This is a genomic window from Actinoplanes sp. NPDC026623, assembly GCF_040638275.1.
Lineage (GTDB): Bacteria > Actinomycetota > Actinomycetes > Mycobacteriales > Micromonosporaceae > Actinoplanes.
This window is the reverse complement of record NZ_JBEZXZ010000106.1, coordinates 1-17,353: the sequence shown is the minus strand read 5'-3', so window position 1 is coordinate 17,353 and position 17,353 is coordinate 1. Positions and strand designations below refer to the sequence as shown.

At 72.2% G+C, this 17,353-nt stretch carries 17 protein-coding genes; 7 read left to right on the top strand and 10 right to left on the bottom strand.

Annotated elements, in window-relative coordinates; translation table 11 throughout:
• Positions 1-35: 35 nt before the first annotated feature.
• A complete protein-coding gene (locus tag AB0F10_RS27170; RefSeq protein ID WP_360630811.1) occupies positions 36-227 on the bottom strand; it encodes a CsbD family protein in 192 nt (63 codons plus the stop codon).
• A gap of 693 nt (positions 228-920) precedes the next feature.
• On the opposite strand from AB0F10_RS27170, the gene AB0F10_RS27165 reads away from it, so the two are divergent.
• Positions 921-1,391: a hypothetical protein gene (locus tag AB0F10_RS27165; protein WP_360630808.1), complete on the top strand. Its 471-nt coding sequence runs from the start codon at positions 921-923 to the stop codon at positions 1,389-1,391.
• A gap of 19 nt (positions 1,392-1,410) precedes the next feature.
• On the opposite strand, the gene AB0F10_RS27160 is transcribed toward AB0F10_RS27165, so the two are convergent.
• The 3 genes from AB0F10_RS27160 to AB0F10_RS27150 form a co-directional block, all read right to left on the bottom strand.
• The gene (locus tag AB0F10_RS27160; RefSeq protein WP_360630805.1) at positions 1,411-2,637 is read right to left on the bottom strand and encodes a DUF6596 domain-containing protein; all 1,227 of its coding nucleotides are present in this window, start codon (positions 2,635-2,637) and stop codon (positions 1,411-1,413) included.
• Entirely contained in the window at positions 2,637-3,017 is a 381-nt protein-coding gene (locus AB0F10_RS27155) for a YciI family protein (RefSeq protein ID WP_360630802.1), read from the bottom strand. The genes AB0F10_RS27160 and AB0F10_RS27155 overlap by 1 nt, the downstream gene beginning before the upstream one ends.
• Positions 3,018-3,236: 219 nt before the next feature.
• Positions 3,237-4,262, bottom strand: coding sequence for a DUF4190 domain-containing protein (locus AB0F10_RS27150; protein WP_360630799.1), 1,026 nt, complete (start codon positions 4,260-4,262; stop codon positions 3,237-3,239).
• A 132-nt stretch (positions 4,263-4,394) separates the two neighbouring features.
• Here AB0F10_RS27150 and AB0F10_RS27145 point away from each other — a divergent pair, with 132 nt between their 5' ends.
• Positions 4,395-5,084, top strand: a complete 690-nt coding sequence (locus AB0F10_RS27145; RefSeq protein ID WP_360630796.1) for a class I SAM-dependent methyltransferase — start codon at positions 4,395-4,397, stop codon at positions 5,082-5,084.
• Positions 5,085-5,111: 27 nt separating this feature from the next.
• On the opposite strand, the gene AB0F10_RS27140 is transcribed toward AB0F10_RS27145, so the two are convergent.
• On the bottom strand, positions 5,112-5,279 hold the full coding sequence (locus tag AB0F10_RS27140; RefSeq protein WP_360630793.1) for a hypothetical protein: 168 nt from the start codon (positions 5,277-5,279) through the stop codon (positions 5,112-5,114).
• An 81-nt stretch (positions 5,280-5,360) separates the two neighbouring features.
• Between AB0F10_RS27140 and AB0F10_RS27135 the strand changes: the two genes are divergently transcribed.
• A complete protein-coding gene (locus AB0F10_RS27135) occupies positions 5,361-6,308 on the top strand; it encodes a proline dehydrogenase family protein (RefSeq protein ID WP_360630790.1) in 948 nt (315 codons plus the stop codon).
• Between the two features lie 27 nt (positions 6,309-6,335).
• Here the strand turns inward: AB0F10_RS27135 and AB0F10_RS27130 are convergent, their stop codons facing one another.
• Positions 6,336-6,803 (bottom strand): Lrp/AsnC family transcriptional regulator, encoded by a 468-nt coding sequence (locus tag AB0F10_RS27130; protein ID WP_360630787.1) that lies wholly within the window; start codon positions 6,801-6,803, stop codon positions 6,336-6,338.
• Positions 6,804-6,846: 43 nt separating this feature from the next.
• Positions 6,847-7,989, bottom strand: a complete 1,143-nt coding sequence (locus AB0F10_RS27125) for an acyl-CoA dehydrogenase family protein (RefSeq protein WP_360630784.1) — start codon at positions 7,987-7,989, stop codon at positions 6,847-6,849.
• Positions 7,990-8,100: 111 nt separating this feature from the next.
• Here AB0F10_RS27125 and AB0F10_RS27120 point away from each other — a divergent pair, with 111 nt between their 5' ends.
• Positions 8,101-9,012: a 5'-3' exonuclease gene (locus AB0F10_RS27120; protein WP_360630781.1), complete on the top strand. Its 912-nt coding sequence runs from the start codon at positions 8,101-8,103 to the stop codon at positions 9,010-9,012.
• 148 nt (positions 9,013-9,160) lie between these two features.
• Here the strand turns inward: AB0F10_RS27120 and AB0F10_RS27115 are convergent, their stop codons facing one another.
• On the bottom strand, positions 9,161-10,381 hold the full coding sequence (locus tag AB0F10_RS27115) for a cytochrome P450 (protein ID WP_360630779.1): 1,221 nt from the start codon (positions 10,379-10,381) through the stop codon (positions 9,161-9,163).
• 234 nt (positions 10,382-10,615) lie between these two features.
• Positions 10,616-10,849 carry a TM2 domain-containing protein gene (locus AB0F10_RS27110; protein ID WP_360630776.1) on the bottom strand — a complete coding sequence of 78 codons (234 nt, stop codon included), beginning with the start codon at positions 10,847-10,849 and terminating at the stop codon, positions 10,616-10,618.
• A 188-nt stretch (positions 10,850-11,037) separates the two neighbouring features.
• On the opposite strand from AB0F10_RS27110, the gene AB0F10_RS27105 reads away from it, so the two are divergent.
• The 3 genes from AB0F10_RS27105 to AB0F10_RS27095 all read left to right on the top strand — a co-directional run bounded on the left by AB0F10_RS27105 (position 11,038) and on the right by AB0F10_RS27095 (position 14,755).
• Positions 11,038-11,808, top strand: coding sequence for a methyltransferase domain-containing protein (locus AB0F10_RS27105; protein ID WP_360630774.1), 771 nt, complete (start codon positions 11,038-11,040; stop codon positions 11,806-11,808).
• Positions 11,808-13,088: a nucleoside hydrolase gene (locus tag AB0F10_RS27100; RefSeq protein ID WP_360630837.1), complete on the top strand. Its 1,281-nt coding sequence runs from the start codon at positions 11,808-11,810 to the stop codon at positions 13,086-13,088. The genes AB0F10_RS27105 and AB0F10_RS27100 overlap by 1 nt, the downstream gene beginning before the upstream one ends.
• A 401-nt stretch (positions 13,089-13,489) precedes the next feature.
• Entirely contained in the window at positions 13,490-14,755 is a 1,266-nt protein-coding gene (locus AB0F10_RS27095) for a prolyl oligopeptidase family serine peptidase (protein WP_360630771.1), read from the top strand.
• 6 nt (positions 14,756-14,761) lie between these two features.
• Here AB0F10_RS27095 and AB0F10_RS27090 read toward each other — a convergent pair.
• Positions 14,762-17,353, bottom strand: a 2,592-nt coding sequence (locus tag AB0F10_RS27090) for a hypothetical protein (RefSeq protein WP_360630768.1), incomplete at its 5' end; no start/stop codon positions are given.

The following is a 17,353-nucleotide window of genomic DNA, read 5'->3' as shown; positions in this document are numbered from 1 at the left end:
CCGGGGAACCCCCGGGGCCGTTTTCGCGATCTATCTCAGCTGAGTGCGTCGCGCGTGTCTTTGGCGGCGTCCTTGACGTGCTCGCCGGCCTGCTTGGCCTTGGCCGACATCTCCTCCGTCGTGCCCTCGGCGACCAGCCGCTCATTGTTGGTGGCGTCGCCGATGGTCTGCTTCGCCTTGCCGGTCAGCTCTTCGGCCTTGTTCTTGACCTTGTCAGTGAAGCTCATCGTCTAACCCCTCATCGAGCCGAACCAAGTTGCTCTTACTGGTGGAGGGGTGCCCGGAGGGCTCGTCTTTGAAACAACGCCCTGTTCCCAGGGTGAGTCCGCGCACCGCGCGTAAGGCATCCTAGGATCCTTGGATGTCCGCTTCCGGGCCGTCGGTTTGGCGGTTGCGCTGGGACGGTTGGGGCCGGGCGGCCGTTTTGGGTTGCTCGCTGGTGGGTGCATGGTCTCCCGGGGCGGTCCCCTTGCGGTGGGGAATCCGGCTTCCGCGCTTGGGAGGCGGCAGGAGGTTCGGTCGGGCAGGCCGGCGTGGGTGGTGGGTCAAGCGGACGCACCTCGCCGGTTGCGGTCAGCGGCCCTTACTCGTCGGGCGGACCGGCGAGCCAGGCAAGGTTGCGGGGGCGCGCAACATCCATCCGATCACGCGGTCAGCGCGACGGCGGCTGTCAGGACGGCCGGGGGTCTGGCCAGCGGTCTTGTCGGGTTCCAGAGGGTCGTCGGCATGCGTCCCTTTGAGTCTCTGCGCCTGCTCGCGATCCTGCCGTGGAGGGCGGCGACGCGGGCTGCCTTGCGCATGTCGGGCGATGGGCACATCGTCATCGACGCCGGGCTCGGCGTCGTCTCCCTGCGGGGCGGCGATTCCGGCGCGGGCTTGGCGATCCGGTCGGCCGGTAGGTTGATCGTGTGCCGCCCTGCATGGACGTTTACGTATGGCTTTCCCGGTGCGACGCGGGAGCGTTCGCCGATTTCGTCGCGCGCTATGTCGACACCCGAAATCCGGGCGATGAGCGGCTCTCGGCGTTTCTGCGTGCCTATGTGACCGGCGGTGCCGGCGACGCTGACCGGGCGGCGATCGCCGATCTTCGGCGCGATGACGACTCGGGCGGCGCGTTCTCGCTGTACCTCAACGCGCGCCACCATGATGGAGCGGTCATCACGGTCACGCGCGAGGGTGCCGCGGTGCTCGGGCTGACCCTCGATGACCCGGACGATTCTGCTGAGGTCGAAGGGCGGGCCCGCGCACTTGTCGATCGGCTCCGTGCCGAGTTCGCGGCCGCCGCGGGATGCGCCGGGACGGAACTGCCGCCCGCGCATTCCCGGCAGGAGTGGGAGGCGGACGGGCTCGTCCGGTTTCGGGTTGGCGAGCTGCCCCGCGCGTCGAGGTAGCCGCCCGCGGCAGAGCCCGTCAGCCCAGGGCGGCCGCCTTGCCCAGCAGTACCTCGCGTTCGCGCTGGTTGGTGCAGAGGCGGGCGGCCAGCTCCAGCTCGGCGCGGGCCTCCGGACGGCGGCCGAGCCGGGTCAGCAGCTCACCGCGTACGGTCGGCACCAGGTGCGAGCCGGGGAGCCGGTCCGAGGCGATCAGCTCGTCCACGATGGCCAGGGCCTGCGCCGGGCCCGAGGCCATGGCCACGGCGACGGCCCGGTTGAGCTCGACGACCGGCGACGGCGCCACCCGGCCGAGCGCCTCGTAGAGCACCACGATCCGGTCCCAGTCGGTCTCCTCGACCGAGGACGCCGACGCGTGCGTGGCCGCGATCGCGGCCTGCAGGCCGTACGGGCCGAGGCCGCGAGCCGACGCCCTGGCCAGCGCGGCCAGCCCGCGGCGAATCGCCGAGAAGTCCCAGAGCCGCCGGTCCTGGTCCTCGAGCAGGATCGGCGCACCGTCCGGGCCGGTCCGGGCCGGGAACCGCGCGGCCGTCAGCTCGCAGAGCGCGAGCAGGCCGTGCACCTCCGGCTCCTCCGGCAGCAGCGCGGCCAGCGTGCGGGCCAGCCGGATCGCCTCGTACGCGACCTCGGGGCGCACCAGGCGGTCGCCCGACGTCGCCGTCGACCCCTCGGTGAAGATCACGTAGAGGACGCTGAGCACGCCGCCCAGCCGCTCCCGGCGCTCGCTCGCCGGCGGCAGCTCGAACGGCACCCCGGCCGCCGCGATCGTCTTCTTGCCCCGGGTGATGCGGGCCTGCACGGTCGGCACCGGCACCAGGAACGCCCGGGCGATCTCCTCGCTGGACAGGCCGCCGACCACCCGCAGGGTCAGCGCCACCCGGGCCTCCGGGGAGAGCACCGGGTGGCAGCTGACGAACATCAGCGCCAGGACGTCGTCGTCGATCCTGTCGGGGTCGGCCTCCTCGTCGACCGGCGAGCCGGCGGCCGGATCCGCCGCCAGCAGGGCATAACGGTCCCGCAGCGCGGCGCGGCGGCGGATCGCGTCGATCGCCCGCCGCCGGGCCGTGGCCATCAGCCACCCGCCCGGATTCGCCGGAGGGGCGAGCGGCCACGACACCAGCGCCTCGGTCACCGCCTCCTGGGCCGCGTCCTCGGCCAGCCCGAAATCGCCGGTGAACCGGGTCAGCGCGGCGACGATCCGCGCCGACTCGATCCGCCAGACGGCCTCGACGTCGGCCGCGGCCATCAGCCCTGGACGGTGCTGTCCTGCGGAACCTCGTCCTCCCCGGGCACCCGCCGGACCTCGATCTTGGACCCGCGTACCGCCGGGACCCGCTTGGCCCACTCGACCGCCTCCTGTTTCGAGGCGACCTCCAGCAGGAAGAAGCCCCCGAACAGTTCCTTGGTCTCCCCGTACGGCCCGTCCGTCACCACCGGGGTCTCGCCGCTGAAGTCGACCACGACGCCCTTGCCCGGATCGTCCAGCCCCTCGGCCGCGAGGAGAACGCCGGCCTTCATCATCTCCTCGATGAAGACGCGGGTCCGGGCGATCCCCTCCTGGATGGAGGCCATCATGGCCGCGTTCGACTCGTCGGTGCCCCGCATGATCAGCATGTACTTCGACAACTTGGTCTCCTCGTCCGGCGGGGCCGCCTCTCGGCCCTCGCACCCGCACGTCGAACGAGTGGCCCGCGGATCGACACGGCGCCGGAGAAATCCTCCGCCGCGGCGCGGCCGATCGCTGCGGCCCTCGTTTCGCCCGTCAGAGCGGCCCCTGAGCGACGGCTGACGCGGACGCCACGCTGAGCGCAGAGCTTATCGCCCGGCACAGCCTGACCACACGGTTCAGGGATGGACCATGGATCCGGTCCACGGGTCCTTTTCCGGCACGGCGATGCAGACCACCCTGCGGTCGTCGGACCAGGATTCCCGGCTCGGGAAGAGGTAGAACAACGACGCGTCGGCGAACTCGCCGGCCGCGCACCGGCCGAACGCCTGGTGGCAGTGGTCGCCTGCCTGCTGCTCCACCTTCTCGCGGCCCGGGTAGGCGCCGGCCGGGAAGTACCAGATGTCGTAGACCTCGCCGCCGTGCCGCTCGGAGCAGAGCTTGACGGTGAACTCGTCGCCGGTGTTCTCGTCGATATAACCAAGACAGTCACCGAGCTGGAGATCCTCGACGTACCGATGGCCGGGCCCGGTGGTGCGCTCGGCCGGGACGGCGACGGTCTGCGTCGGCTCGCTCGCGGCCGTGGTCTCGCCGCCGGCCACACCGATCGCGACAAACGTGGCGATGATCAGGACCCACACACCGGAGAGGCTCAGACCGGCGATGGCCAGGCCGCGGCCGCGCTCGCCGCGCTTGGAGATCTGCGACAGCGCGACGAGGCCGAGGATGACGCTGAACAGCACGCCGCCGATGACGCCGAAGGTCAGCGAGGCGATGGCCAGGCTGTTGACCGGCCTCGGGGGCACCGGGTAGCCGGGCAGTGGGTATCCGTAGCCCGGGGGCGGCGGGAATCCCGGTGGCGGCGGGAATCCGGGCGGCGGCGGGAATCCGGGTGACGGCGGGTACGGGTAGGACTGCGGTGGCTGAGCCGGGTAGTAGCCGGGCGGCGCGCTCGGCGGCGGGGCCGCGAACGCCGCGTCTGCCGGCGGCGGCACCGACACCGGATCGGCCGGCGGCGCGACGGGGGCCGATCCGGCCGGCGGTGGCGCCGGCGCTGATTCAGCCGGCGGTGCGGACGCTGGATCGGGCGGTGGCGGCGTGGCGGCTGGATCGGCTTGCGGTGGTGCGAGGGCCGCGTCGGCCGGCGGTGGCACGGGCGCCGGGTCGAGGGTGGGGTCCGGCTGCCCGGGGGTCTCCTGATTCACGCCGGGACGCTAACCCAGGAGATGATCTTCGGAGGACCCCGGGCCGATTCCGATTCGATATCGACGACGGTAGGCGGTCAGCACGATCAGCCCGGCGCCGGCCGTATTGACGCATCTGTCAGAGTTCGAGGTATGCCCGAAACCGATCAGGATCTCGGACCGATCACCCCCGACGGCTGTGCCGTCGAGGTGTACCGGCGGCTGCCCGGTGGCGGCGAAGCCGACCTGCTCGGCCGGCTGCTTCCGCCCCGCTCCCGCGTGCTGGAGCTGGGCTGCGGCACCGGCCGCCTGGCCAACGCCCTGGCCGGCCTCGGGCACGATGTCGTGGGTGTCGACGAGTCGGCCGACATGCTCGATCATCTCCGCGGTGTCACCCCGGTCCGCGAGACCATCGAGGACCTGCGCCTGGACCCGACGTTCGACGCCGTGATCCTTGCCGCCAATCTGATCAGCACGGCCGGCTTCGAGCGCCGGCGCCGCTATCTGGACAGCTGCGAGCGGCATCTCGCCGACGGCGGCCTGCTGGTCGCGCAGTGGTTCCCGCCGTCCTGGTTCGACGGCATCTCCGCCGCCGGTGGGCGCGCCCGGCAGATCGGGCCCGTTCACTGCCGGCTGAGTCTGGTGAGCGCCGACGACGACCGCGTCACCGCGGAGACCACGTACGAGATCGACGATCGCTCGTGGACTCAGCGGTTCACCGCGTACCGGATGACCGAGGACCGGCTCGCCGTCGAGCTCGGGCTGGCCGGCCTGAGCCTGGAACGATGGGTCGACGAGGCACACGCCTGGTTCGTCGCCCGCCGCTCGGCCGCGCCGCGCTGACCGACCGGCCCTGATGCGGGGCGGGCGTCAGGCCACCCAGCCCATGCGGACGTGCCACTCGTTGTCGGTGCCCTCACGCGGATCCTGCAGGACGTGCACCACCGGCTGGAGCGGGATCATCTGCTCCGGGGTGATCCGCGGCGGCAGCCGCCGGTAGTCCTCGCGGGTGCGTTCGGCTCGCGCGGTCGCTTCCATGCCGTGAAGCTTAACCCCGCAGCCGCTCCCCGGGGCCGGTGGCGGCGCGCACGTCGCGCACGGCGTCCTAGGATGAAAGGGGTGCGGGAGGATCTGACGATGGTCAATGATCCCGCGCAGGCGGCCCAGGTGTTGCGGACGATGGCGCTCGACGAGGGGCTGAAGGCCCGGATACCCGGTGATCCGGTGCTCGGGCCCCTCGCCCGCAAGGTCGCCGGCCGCTACGTCGCCGGCGATACCGTGGACGACGCCCTGCCCCGCGTCGCCGGGATCCTCGCCCGGGGGCACCGGGCCAACGCCGAGTACCTGGGCGAGAGCTGCCGCGACGCCGAGCGCGCCGTCCGCGAGACCGACGTCTTCGTCGACCTCGCCCGCCGGCTGCCGCCCGGCTGCTCGGTCTCGCTCGACCTCTCGCACATCGGCCTGGCGATCTCCGCCGACCTCGCCCTGGAGAACGGCGCGCGCATCGCCGAGGCCACCGCCGCAACCGGCCGCGAGATGATCATCTCGGCGGAGGGTTCCGAGCGCACCGACGCGGTTCTCGCCGTGCACCGGCGGCTCGGCGAACGCTTCGACCACGTGGGCGTCACCGTGCAGGCGCGGCTGCACCGCACCGCGGAGGACCTGGCCGGCCTGCTCGCCCTCCCCGGCCGGATCCGCCTGGTCAAGGGCGCGTTTCTCGAGCCGGAGACCATCGCGTACGCCCGCGGCGACAGGTCCCTGGCGGACGCGTACCTGCGCGGCGCGCAGGTGCTGGCGGAGTCGGGCCACCTGTGCTCGTTCGCGACCCACGACTGGGATCTGATCCACGCGGTGGACGCGCTGCTCGGCGCCCCGTCCGCGGACGCGCCGTGGGAGTTCGAGACCCTGCTCGGGCTCGGGCCCGACCGGATCGCGGCGATGGCCGAGCGGGGCCACCCCACCCGCGAGTACGCCGTCTTCGGCACCGAGTGGTGGCTCTACGTCTGCAACCGCCTGGCCGAGGACCCGAACCGCCTGTTCCAGGCCCTCGTGGACGCCGCGGACTGAGGGCCGGGCCACCGCCCGTAAGGCGTCCTAGGACGTCTCCGGCCGGGGCGCCGCCTCGATCCGCGGCGGCCTGTTCTCGTACGGGGTGCTCAGCACGACCGTGGTGCGGGTGGTGACGTTCGCCGCCGTGCGGATCTCCTGAAGCAGCCGCTCGAGGTCCGCGGGGCTCGCCACCCGCACCATGAGCAGGTAGAAGTCCTCCCCCGCCACCGAGTAGCAGGAGTCGATCTCGGCGAGGTGGGCCAGCCGCTCGGGCGCGTCGTCGGGCTGCGACGGGTCGAACGGGCGGATCGCCACGAACGCCGTCAGCGGCAACTCGAGCGACTCGTAGGACACCTTCGCCGTGTAGCCGCTGATCACGCCCCGCTGCTCCAGCCGGCGCACCCGCTGATGGACCGCGGAGACGCTCAGGCCGACCCGCTCGGCGAGATCGGTGTAGGACAGCCGGCCGTCCACGGTGAGGGCGCCAACGATCGCCCGGTCGATCTCTTCCACGGCGACAAGATACCGGGCGATGAGCCCCGGTATCGAACCGGTTTCATCCCCGGGTCAGTGAGCGGCTGATGACCAGGCGTTGAATCTGGTTGGTGCCCTCGACGATCTGCAGCACCTTGGCCTCGCGGAACCAGCGCTCGGCCGGGTGGTCGCTGACGTAGCCGGCGCCGCCGAGCACCTGGATCGCGTCGGTCGTCACCCGCATGGCGGCATCGGTGGCGAAGAGCTTGGCCTTGGCGGCCTCCACGGAGAACGGGCGTCCGGCGTCCTTGAGGCGGGCGGCCGACAGCATCAGCGCGCGGGCGGCGGAGACCTGGGTGGCCATGTCGGCGAGCATGAAGCCGACGCCCTGGAACTCGCCGATCGCCCGGCCGAACTGCCGGCGCTCCCGGGCGTAACCGGCGGCGTAGTCGACGGCGGCCTGGGCGAGCCCGACCGCGCAGGCGGCGATGCCGAGCCGGCCCGCGTCGAGCGCCTGCATGGCGATCCGGAAGCCGGACCCCTCCTCGCCGACCAGGCAGTCGGCCGGGACGCGGGCGCCGTCGAAGACCATCTGCGCGGGCGGCGACGACCGCAGACCCATCGTGCGCTCCGGCACCTGCGGCAGAATCCCGGGCGTGCTCGCGTCGGCGACCACGCAGGAGATGCCGGCGGCTCCGGGGCCGCCGGTGCGGCAGAAGATGTTGTAGAAGTCGGCCTGCCCGCCGTGGGTGATCCACGCCTTGGTGCCGGTGACGACCCAGTCGTCGCCGTCACGCTCGGCCCGGGTGGTCAGGGACGCGGCGTCCGAGCCACCCTGCGGCTCGGAGAGGCAGTAGGCGCCGAGCAGGTCGCCGCCGAGCATGTCGGGCAGGGACTTGCGCTGGCGCTCGCTGCCGTACGCGGCGATCGGGAAGCAGGAGAGGGTGTGCACGCTGACGGCCTCGGCGATGGCCAGCCACGAGCCGGCGAGCACCTCGAGGACCTGGAGATAGACCTCGTAGGGCTGGCCGGAGCCGCCGTCCGCCTCCGGGTAGGGCAGGCCCAGCAGCCCGGCGCGACCCAGGGTGCGCAGCACCTCCCGGGGGAACTCGCCCTGCTGCTCGAACCGGGCGACCCGGGGGGCGAGCTCGCCCTCGGCGAGCTCCCGGGTGAGACCCAGCAATTCGTACGCCTCATCCGATGGCAGCATCCGCTCGACCGTCACACCCATAGCTTAACGAACGTTTGGTCGGCTGTCTGCATCGCCCGCAACCGCGCGGCGCCGATCGGCCCGCCGTCCTGCAAACTGTCGCACCGCGCCACTAGGTTTGGTGCCGTGACTGAGCGACCCCTGCTGGCTGTCGACGCCCCCAGCCTGTATTTCCGCGCGTTCCACGGCATCCCCGAGTCCGCCGCGAGGACCACCGCCGGCGAGCCGGTCAACGCGATCCGCGGCTTCCTGGACATGATCGCCCAACTGGTCCGGACCCGTCGGCCGGACCGGCTCGTCTGCACCCTCGACGCCGACTGGCGTCCGGCCTGGCGGGTCGCGCTCGTCCCGTCCTACAAGCGGCATCGCGTCGCACACGGCGCCGTCGAGGAGGTGCCCGCGGCCCTGGAAAAGCAGGTTCCGGTGCTGCTCGAGGTGCTCAAGGCCGTCGGCATCCCGGCCTTCGGGGTGCCCGGCTACGAGGCCGACGACGTGCTGGGCACGCTCGCCGCCACCCAGCCGGCGCCGGTCGAGGTCGTCTCCGGCGACCGCGACCTGTTCCAGCTGGTCGACGACGCGCGGGGCACCCGGCTGCTCTACTGCGGGCGCGGCGTGGCCAAGCTCGAGGACAGCGACAACGCGGCGGTCGAGGCCAAATACGGCGTCCCCGCCCGCTGGTATGCGGACTTCGCGGCGATGCGCGGCGACCCGAGCGACGGCCTGCCGGGCGTGCCCGGAGTCGGCGAGAAGACCGCGGCCCGGCTCATCGCGCGCTACGGCGGCGTCGACGAGATCCTGGCGGCGCTCGACGACAAGGACGCCGGTTTCGCGCCCGGCCTGCGCGTCAAGCTGGACGCGGCCCGCGACTACCTGGCGGCCGCCCTGCCGGTGTGCCGGGTCGCGCTGGACGTGCCGCTGCCACCCTTCGACGCGACCCTGCCGGCCGCTCCCGTCGACGGCGACGCGCTGCTGGCGCTGGCCGAGCGGTGGAACCTCGCCGGCTCGGCCCGCCGCCTGATCGACGCCCTCGCCGGCTGAGCGACAGGTCGCGGTCGCGTCCACCGCGCCGGCGAAGTGCGTGCGGAGCAGCAGCGAGGACGGTCATCGGCTCCGAACGGCGGCCGCATGAGGATCGGCGCAGGCGCGCCCACTCGGGCCGGGGCGGGGCGGCCCGAGTAGGTCGCGGCTAGCCGAACGTGACCGGCAGCGACTCGAGCCGGTGGCCGATCGGCACGCTGGGCAGCCAGGCGGGCGTCTCGTACCCGGGCGCGAGGTCAGGGCAGCGGTCGAGCAGGATGCGCAGGCACTCGTCGGTCTCCATCCGGGCGAGGGCCGCGCCCAGGCAGTAGTAGGTGCCCATGCCGAAGCTCAGGTGCCGGTTGCGCTGCCGGGTGATGTCGAAGGTGTCCGGATCGGCGAACACGTCCGGATCCCGGTTGGCGGCCATCAGGGCCAGGAAGACGTACTTCCCGGCCGGGACGGTGTGCCCGGCCAGCTCGACGGGCTCGGTGGTGAACCGGCCGATGACGCCGGCCGGGCCGTCGCAGCGCAGCATCTCCTCGACGGCGGAGGGCATCAGGTCCGGGTTCGCGCGCAGCTCGGCGAGCCGGCCGGGATTGTCGAAGAGCAGGACGAGGCCGTTGGCGATCAGGTTCGCGGTGGTCTCGTGGCCGGCGAAGAGCAGCAGGACGCAGTTGGCGATCGCCTCGTCCTCGGTGACGATGCCCTCGGCCTCGGCGGCCATGAAGGTGCTCAGCACGTCCTCGCGGGGGTTGCGGCGCCGGTCGGCGGCGAGGGCGCGCAGGTAGTCGTGCATCTCGAGCATGCTGTCCTGCGCGTGGCGCAGCTGCGCGAAGTCGCCCTGGCCGAAGACCGGCAGGATGTCGCGCGACCACGCCTGCAACTGCTCGCGGTCGCTGACCGGCATGCCGAGCAGCTCGGCGATCACGTTCGCCGGCAGGGGGTACGCGAGGTCGCGGACCACGTCCATCTGGCCCTTCGGGGCGACGGCGTCGAGCAGCTCGTGGGTGAACTCGCGGACCCGCGGCCGCAGCCGGTCGACCATCGCCGGGGTGAAGTAGCGCTTGAGCAGTTGCTGGAAGCGGACGTGGTCGGCCGGGACGGTGTGTCCCATCCACATCTCGATGGCCCGGCGGGCCGGCGCCAGCTCCTCCTGCTGCTCGGGCGTGAGGCGCTGCAGCCCGCGCAGCATGTTCGCGCTTTCCATCCGCTTGTCGCGCAGCGCGGCGCTGATGTCGGCATGCCGGGTCAGCAGGTAGCCGTCGAACTGTGGTAGCCACGCGAGGGGGCTCTCGGCGCGCACCCGGTGCAGAAACGCGTTCGGGTCCGCCATCACCTCCGGAGTGAACAGGTCGTATTCCCGTACCGGTGCGGTGTCATCGCTCATGGTGACGATTCTGGCGGAATCAAAGATCACCAGCTATGCCAGAATCCACTGTGGTCGCCGCGGCCGGATTCACGCCCGTCGAAGTCGCGGTCCGGACGACGGCACGCCCGTGCGCGCCGAGGGTCGCCCGGACGCGAACCGGGCGCCCCGGGGATCGCGGACCGCGAGCGGTCCTGGCGTGCCGATCGCCACGCCGGCGATTCCCCGGGACGCCCGGTCACTGCCGGATCCGGGTCAGCGGGCGAGCTCGAGGCCCTGCTTGTCCGAGAACTTGCCGACCGCGATCATGATGAAGTCGATGAGCGTCCAGATGCCCAGCCCGCCGAGCGTGATCAGCATCAGGATGCCCGTGCCGATCTTGCCGACGTAGAAGCGGTGAACGCCGAGCGAGCCGACGAAGAGGCACAGCAGCAGCGTGGCGATCCAGGACTTCGAACCGGTGGCCGCGGCGGTCTCGGTGACAGTCATTATGGTGTGTCTCCCCTTATTGGAAATAGTCAAGGCCGGTGCACGTTAGCGGGACCCGGATCGATACGCAAGATCATCGACGGGAACACTCCGCCGCCCGGCGCGCGGGCCCGGAAGAGCCCGTTCTACAGCGAATTCACGACGACGACCGGGCAGCGGTGCGAGCCGCGCCTTGATAACGTCCCGGAGTGGAATCGGCCTCGGCGCGAGCCGGCTCGGAGCGCCCGTTCTACGCGCTTCACGCCGAGGCATACGACTTGCTGATCACCGATCCGGCCGGCCCGTGGGTGGACGCCGTGCACGAGACGCTGGCCGGGTTCGCCCTCTCGCCGGCGTCGATCCTGGATGCGGGCTGCGGCACCGGCCGGCATGCCGCCGGCCTCATCGCCAGGGGCCACCGCGTCGACCTGGTCGACGCCTCCGCCGCGCTGCTGACCCAGGCCGCGTCCCGCTGCCCCACGGCACGGACGACGCTCGCCGACCTCTGCACCATGGAGGTCCGGCCCGCCTACGACGCGGTGACCTGTCGCGGCGTGCTCAACGACATGACCACCGACGAGGAGCGGGCGTCGGCGGTGCGGTCGCTGGCCGGCAGCCTCGTACCGGATGGTGTGCTCCTTCTCGACGTGCGCGAGCGCCGGGGATCCCGGCAGCGCGCGGACGGCGTCACCCGGTCCCGACAGGTCGATCTCGCCGCGGGCGGCCGGTTGACGTTCGCCGGCCGGACCACCTGGAGCCGCGGGCTGCTGCACGTCGAGGAGACCTATGAGCTGACGAGGCCCGCCGCGCCGGCGCAGCGGTCCCGCTACCGGTTCACGATGCGGCCGTGGACCGAACCGGAACTCCGCGCCGCCCTGCGAGAATGCGGCCTCCGGATCGTGCGGGTCGCCGCCGGGGCCGGCCGCCGCACCCCGGACCGGCTGTTCGTCGTCGCCCGGCAACTATCGTCGTCCGGGTGATGGACAACGCCGCGCACCCGATCATCATCGACTGCGACCCGGGACACGACGACGCGCTGGCCCTGCTGCTGGCCGCCGGCGACCCCCGGCTGCGCCTGCTCGGCGTCACCACCGTCGCCGGCAACCAGACCCTCGACAAGACGACGCGCAACGCGCTCAGGATTCTGGCCCTGGCCGGCGTCTCCGGCGTTCCGGTCGCGGCCGGCTGCGACCGGCCCCTCGCCGGCACCCTGGTCGTCGCCGACGACATCCACGGCGCCTCCGGCCTCGACGGGCCCGACCTCGACGTGCCGGTCGCCGAGGCCGAGAACGTGCACGCGGTCGAACTGATGCGGCGCCTGCTCGTCGGCTCGGCCGAGCCGGTCACCCTGATCGCCACCGGGCCGCTGACCAACGTCGCGTCGCTGCTGCGCGAGCATCCCGAGGTCATCCCGTACGTGCGCCGCGTCGTCTTCATGGGCGGCTCGACCGAGCGGGGCAACACGACGCCGTACGGCGAGTTCAACATCGTCACCGATCCCGAGGCGGCCGACATCGTGCTGCGGTCGGGACTGCCGCAGACGATGATCGGCCTGAACGTCACGCACCGGGCCCCGGCGACCACGGAGATCATCGCCGAGTTCCGGGGGCTGGGCACCCGGCTCGGCACCGTCTGCGCGGAGCTGATGACGTACTTCGCGCGCACCTACCACCGCGTGTTCGGATTCGAGCACCCGCCGGTGCACGACCCGATCGCCGTGGCCGCCGTCATCGACCCGTCGATCGTCCACACCGTCGCGGCCCCGGTCGCCGTCGAACTGACCGGCACACACACCCGCGGCGCGACCGTCGTGGACCTGCACCGCCGCACCACCCTCGCCCCGAACGCCGACGTCGCCGTGGGGCTGGAGGTGGACGCCTTCTGGCGCCTGCTCATGGCCTCGGTGCGCACACTGGGCCGACCGCACACCGGCCCTCGGGTGAGGCTGCGGGTGCTGCCCGACTACCACTGCTGGGCGCTGTGGATCAGCGGGCCGGACGTCTACGACAACATCGCGCCGGACACCCTGCCGCTCACGGCCGAGCTGGCCGCGGGCCTGGACGGCTGGGCGGACGAGTACACCGCCACGCTGAACGACGAGGACCCGAAAACCTCGGGCTTCGCCTCGCCCCAGGAGGAATCCAGGTTCATCGAGCGCGGCCGTGACCTCGCCCGGCAGGTGCGCGCCCAGCTCGACGACACATGGACGGTGACGTACTTCGACCTCGGCCTGCGCCGCGACGTCGAGATCGCCGGATAGGGCCACCGCACCCGGAGCCGGGCGGATCCGAGCCACCTGGCCGGTGGAGACGGTCGGCGACGGACGGTCCGGGCAGCGGCGGCGAATTTGAACGAACAGGCCGGCGGAATTCAACCCGTCTCGTCGAATCATCTCCTGTGAATCACTCACAGGATTCACCAAACGCCCCGAACCGGAACAATCCGTCACTGAGTGGCGCAGGAATGCGACAGGGTCCTCAAAGGATCCATGAAGGCAATGGATAACGCCGGGATGCGGCGCGCAGGCCCTCCGCGTGTCCAGCACCGTGGGGCCGGTTCGGAAGCCACGAGATGCCGTAGCGGCGTTGCCAGGACGTTTCAACCACGATACGTTTCAGCCATCGACGAGCTTCGCTTCAAGTGTCGACCAGGGAGGCCCACATGGCCATGCCTATCAGTCGCCGCGCCGCTCTCGCCGCCGGCGCCGGCGCCGCCGCCGGACTGACGATCCCCGGCATCGCCGCACACGCCGGCGGCCGCACGGCGGGCAGCGTGACCTTCGTCCTCAACGCGGAGACCCTCGACGGTGGCGAGCAGGTCACCTCGGTCACCCTCCGCACCGCCCGGCTCGGTCCGATCGACCCCGCCAGCCTGGGCACCGGCACGTTCAGCGTGCACGCCAAGGCCACCAGCCCGATCCCGATCGCCCCCGGCGATCAGATCTTCAGCGAATACGATCTGGATCGCCCGGTGACCGCCGCCCGGCTCGACCGCCACGGCGACATCGTGCTCGACCTGAGCTACGCCGAGGGCCAGGTCGGCGGCGGCACCCTCGGCTACATCCTGAGCAGGGGCCGCAACGTGCGGCTCGACCTCGTCTACACCATCACCCAGAACGCGCCGCTCGTCCTGCGCGACGGCCGGCGGGTCACCCTGTCCCGCCTGGTGCAGGGCCGGCTGTGCAACCCCGAGGTGGACGCGTTCAGCTACCACCGGTCGGGCTCGGGCATGAAATACCGGCTCTACTCCCCCGCGGACATCCGCCGGCGCGGCGGGCGCCCGCTGATCGTCTGGCTGCACGGCGGCGGCGAGGGCGCCTCCCTGCCGGACGGCTACTACGACAACGAGACCGTGCTGCGCGCCAATCGCGGGGCGCTGGGCTTCGCCACCCGGCAGGCACAGCGGATCTTCTCCGGCGCCTACGTCGTCGCGCCGCAGAGCACCTCGTACTGGATCGAGGACGGCGACCGCTTCGCCCCGCTGATCCGCGAGATCATCCGCGACGTGGCGCGCAGGCACCCGGTCGACCCGGACCGGATCTACGTGGCCGGCTGCAGCAACGGCGGCTACATGAGCCTGAAGATGACCACGGTCTATCCGAGGCTGTTCGCCGCGTCCGTGCCGATCTGCGGTGTCGTCGCCTCCCTGCAGCCGGGTGGCCCGACACTGATCACCGACGCGGAACTGGCTCGGATCGACACCCCCTCGTGGCTGGTGGCCTCCCTCGACGACGACACCGTGCCGCCGGGGCCCAACACCATCCACGCCGCCGACCTCATCCCGGGCGCGCTGCGGACGCTCTACGACCACGTCGTCTGGGACGGTCACCAGTTCCCCGGGCACTGGTCCTGGATCTACGTCGCCCGCAACGACCCGAGCATCCACGGGACGCACATCTGGCAGTGGATGGCGCACCGGCGACGCTGACGCGGGTCAGGCCGCGCGGGCCCGCCCGCCGCCGATGCCAACCACGCCGACGACCGACAGCACCGCGCCGGTGACGGCGATCCAGACGGGCAGCGCGGGCGGGATGCCGAGGAACGTCACGATGCCCAGGATGCGGTGCAGGCCCCAGGGCAGCAGCGCCATCTGGTCGTTCCAGGCGCTGAGCGAGCGTTCCAGGCCGACGGCCCAGACCAGGGCGCCGAGCGCGAGCAGGGGCACGCCGGCGGCGAGTACGACGCCACCGGTGGTGCGGCGCCGCGACCAGCCATATCGCGTACGCAGCACCGACCCCGTCGCCACGAAGAGCCAGGCGAAGGACCCGAAGGCGACGATCACGTACGCGGTCCGCGCCGCCGGGTTCGTCCAGAACTGGAACCAGTAGTAGCCGGGGCCGCGGATCGCCAGCACCGCGAGCAGCAGCACCGTGCGCAGCAGCGCGACGCCGCCGATGACCGTCCAGATGGCGTACGGGTCACGGCCGCGGACGAGCAGGCGCGCCACCAGCGCGTAGCCGAGCCAGCCGCCGAGCGTCGCGAGCAGGTGGGCCGGCGCGGCGAACCAGGTGTGGATCTCGCGGCTGAGCAGCAGGGCGACCGCGGGAAGCCCGATCGCGACCCACCTGGCCGTCCGGGTCGGGTCGCCCGTCGCCCGCCACGGCATGAGCGCCGCGCGCCACAGGTTCCGCACCGGCCGCCACGGCACGAGGATCGAGACGATCAGCAGGCCGAGCAGGAGCCGCGCCAGGATCGCCATCGCCGGGTCCCGGTCGAACCGCTCGGTGCCCAGGTCCGCCGCCGTGAAGTTGTAGGCGGGCAGGTCGAGGTCGCCGCCGTGGCGCCGCACGTAGACGTCGCGGGCCTCCCCGTACGCGGCCTCCGCGGCCCGCCACCGCTCGCGTGCCGTGGCCGAGCCGGTGTCGAGCCACTGCGCCCGCCGCAGGAACATCGCCCGGTAGGCGCCCAGCGTGTGGAACAGGTCCCGCTGATAGTCGAGCGCGTCGAGCAGTTTCGCCCGCAGGCCGGGGTCGCGCCAGGTCGCCGGGTCGGCGGCGGCCACGGCCGCGCGCTGCTCGTCGGCGATGAGGGCGGCCCGGTCACCCTCGGCGATCGTCTCGTCGACGTGGCCCCGGCTGATCGCGTAGACGCTGTCGAGCACGGCCGAGTCGCCCGTGACGATGTCCCACTCGAAGATCCACATCATCGGCGGCGGCTCGAGGCCGAGCGCCTTCACGGAGTTGTCCGCGTACGGGTTGAGGTAGAGGCCCTTGGTCACGGCCTCGCGCGACCTCGCGAACATCCGGCAGATCGCGGCCACCGTCGCGGGATCGGCCGAGAACGTCTGGCGCACCCAGTCGGCGGTGATCTCCCCCGGGTCGCCGTCCGGCTCCCGGGCGAGCCGGCCCATCGCGTACGCGTTCAGGTCGTAGAGCTGCCAGAATCCCGTACGCAGGTAGAGGCTCATGGGGCCGGCCCGCATCGGACCGCCGTCCTGCGTCCAGAGCCAGACACCCTCGATGTGCCGGTTTCCGGCCAGCAGCCGACGCAGGGCCGACGCGTGCAGGGCCGTCAGGTCGTTGGGCAGCGAACCGAAGCCCTCGAACTCGCGCCGGCCCTGGAACTCGACGATCCGCCGCTGGTCGCCGACCGCGAGGGTCGTGTTGAGCGGCAGGTGGCTGTAGAAGTCGCCGAGGGTGAACTTGGTCGAGACGACCAGGTGCGGGTCGTGGATGCCGCCCAGCACCTCGGCGTACGAGCCGGGGTTGGTGTGCAGGTCGCCGACCGCGCCGACGCCGACCGTCCAGGTGCGGAAGATGATGTCGCGGTCGCCCTCCCGCGCCACGGCGAGGAACGCCTTCAGCATCGCCCGCACCTGCTCCGGCGTGGTGACGGCGATGCGCGAGAAGTAGTCCCAGCCGGGCGCGCGATAGGCCGAGCCGCCCTCGCCGATGCGGATCATCAGGCCGGAGGCGAACGGCATCTTCGCGAACAACTCGCGCAGTCCGGCCTGGTACACCGCCCACGGATCGCTCTGCTTGCCGAGGTAGGCGTCGAGCGGCCCGGACAGCGCCAGCATGTCGGTCAGGAAGTAGACGCGCATGCCCATGTCGGCCGCGTACCGGAAGACGGGCGCGAACGCCTCGACCATCGCCCGCGCGCGGGCGAGGTGCGGGTCGCCGCCGGAGTAGACCGCATGACCGTCGCCGACCTGCGCGAACGTCACATATTCCAGGAAGCCCGGCACGACGACGCCGTTGTAGCCCTGCGCCGCCGAGTGGTCGATGAACTGCCGGAACTCCGCGGCCACCCGGTCTGCCGCGACCGGGTCGACCCACGGCGCCCGCGGCAGCAGCGCGCCGGTGACGATGTCGGAGTTGAGCGAGTAGTCGGTTCCCTTGCTCCAGGCGGCCGCGTCGGGCTCCCGGCCGACCGAGCCCGCGTCGGTCAGGCGCAGGCCCAGCCGGGGCGTCACGGCCCCGGTGGCGAGCGGCTGACCGGACCGGATCCGGTCGGCGACCACGTAGAGGCCGGCCGCGGCGCCCGCCTCGCCCGCCGCTCTGCTCTTCGAGGTCGCGATCCGCGA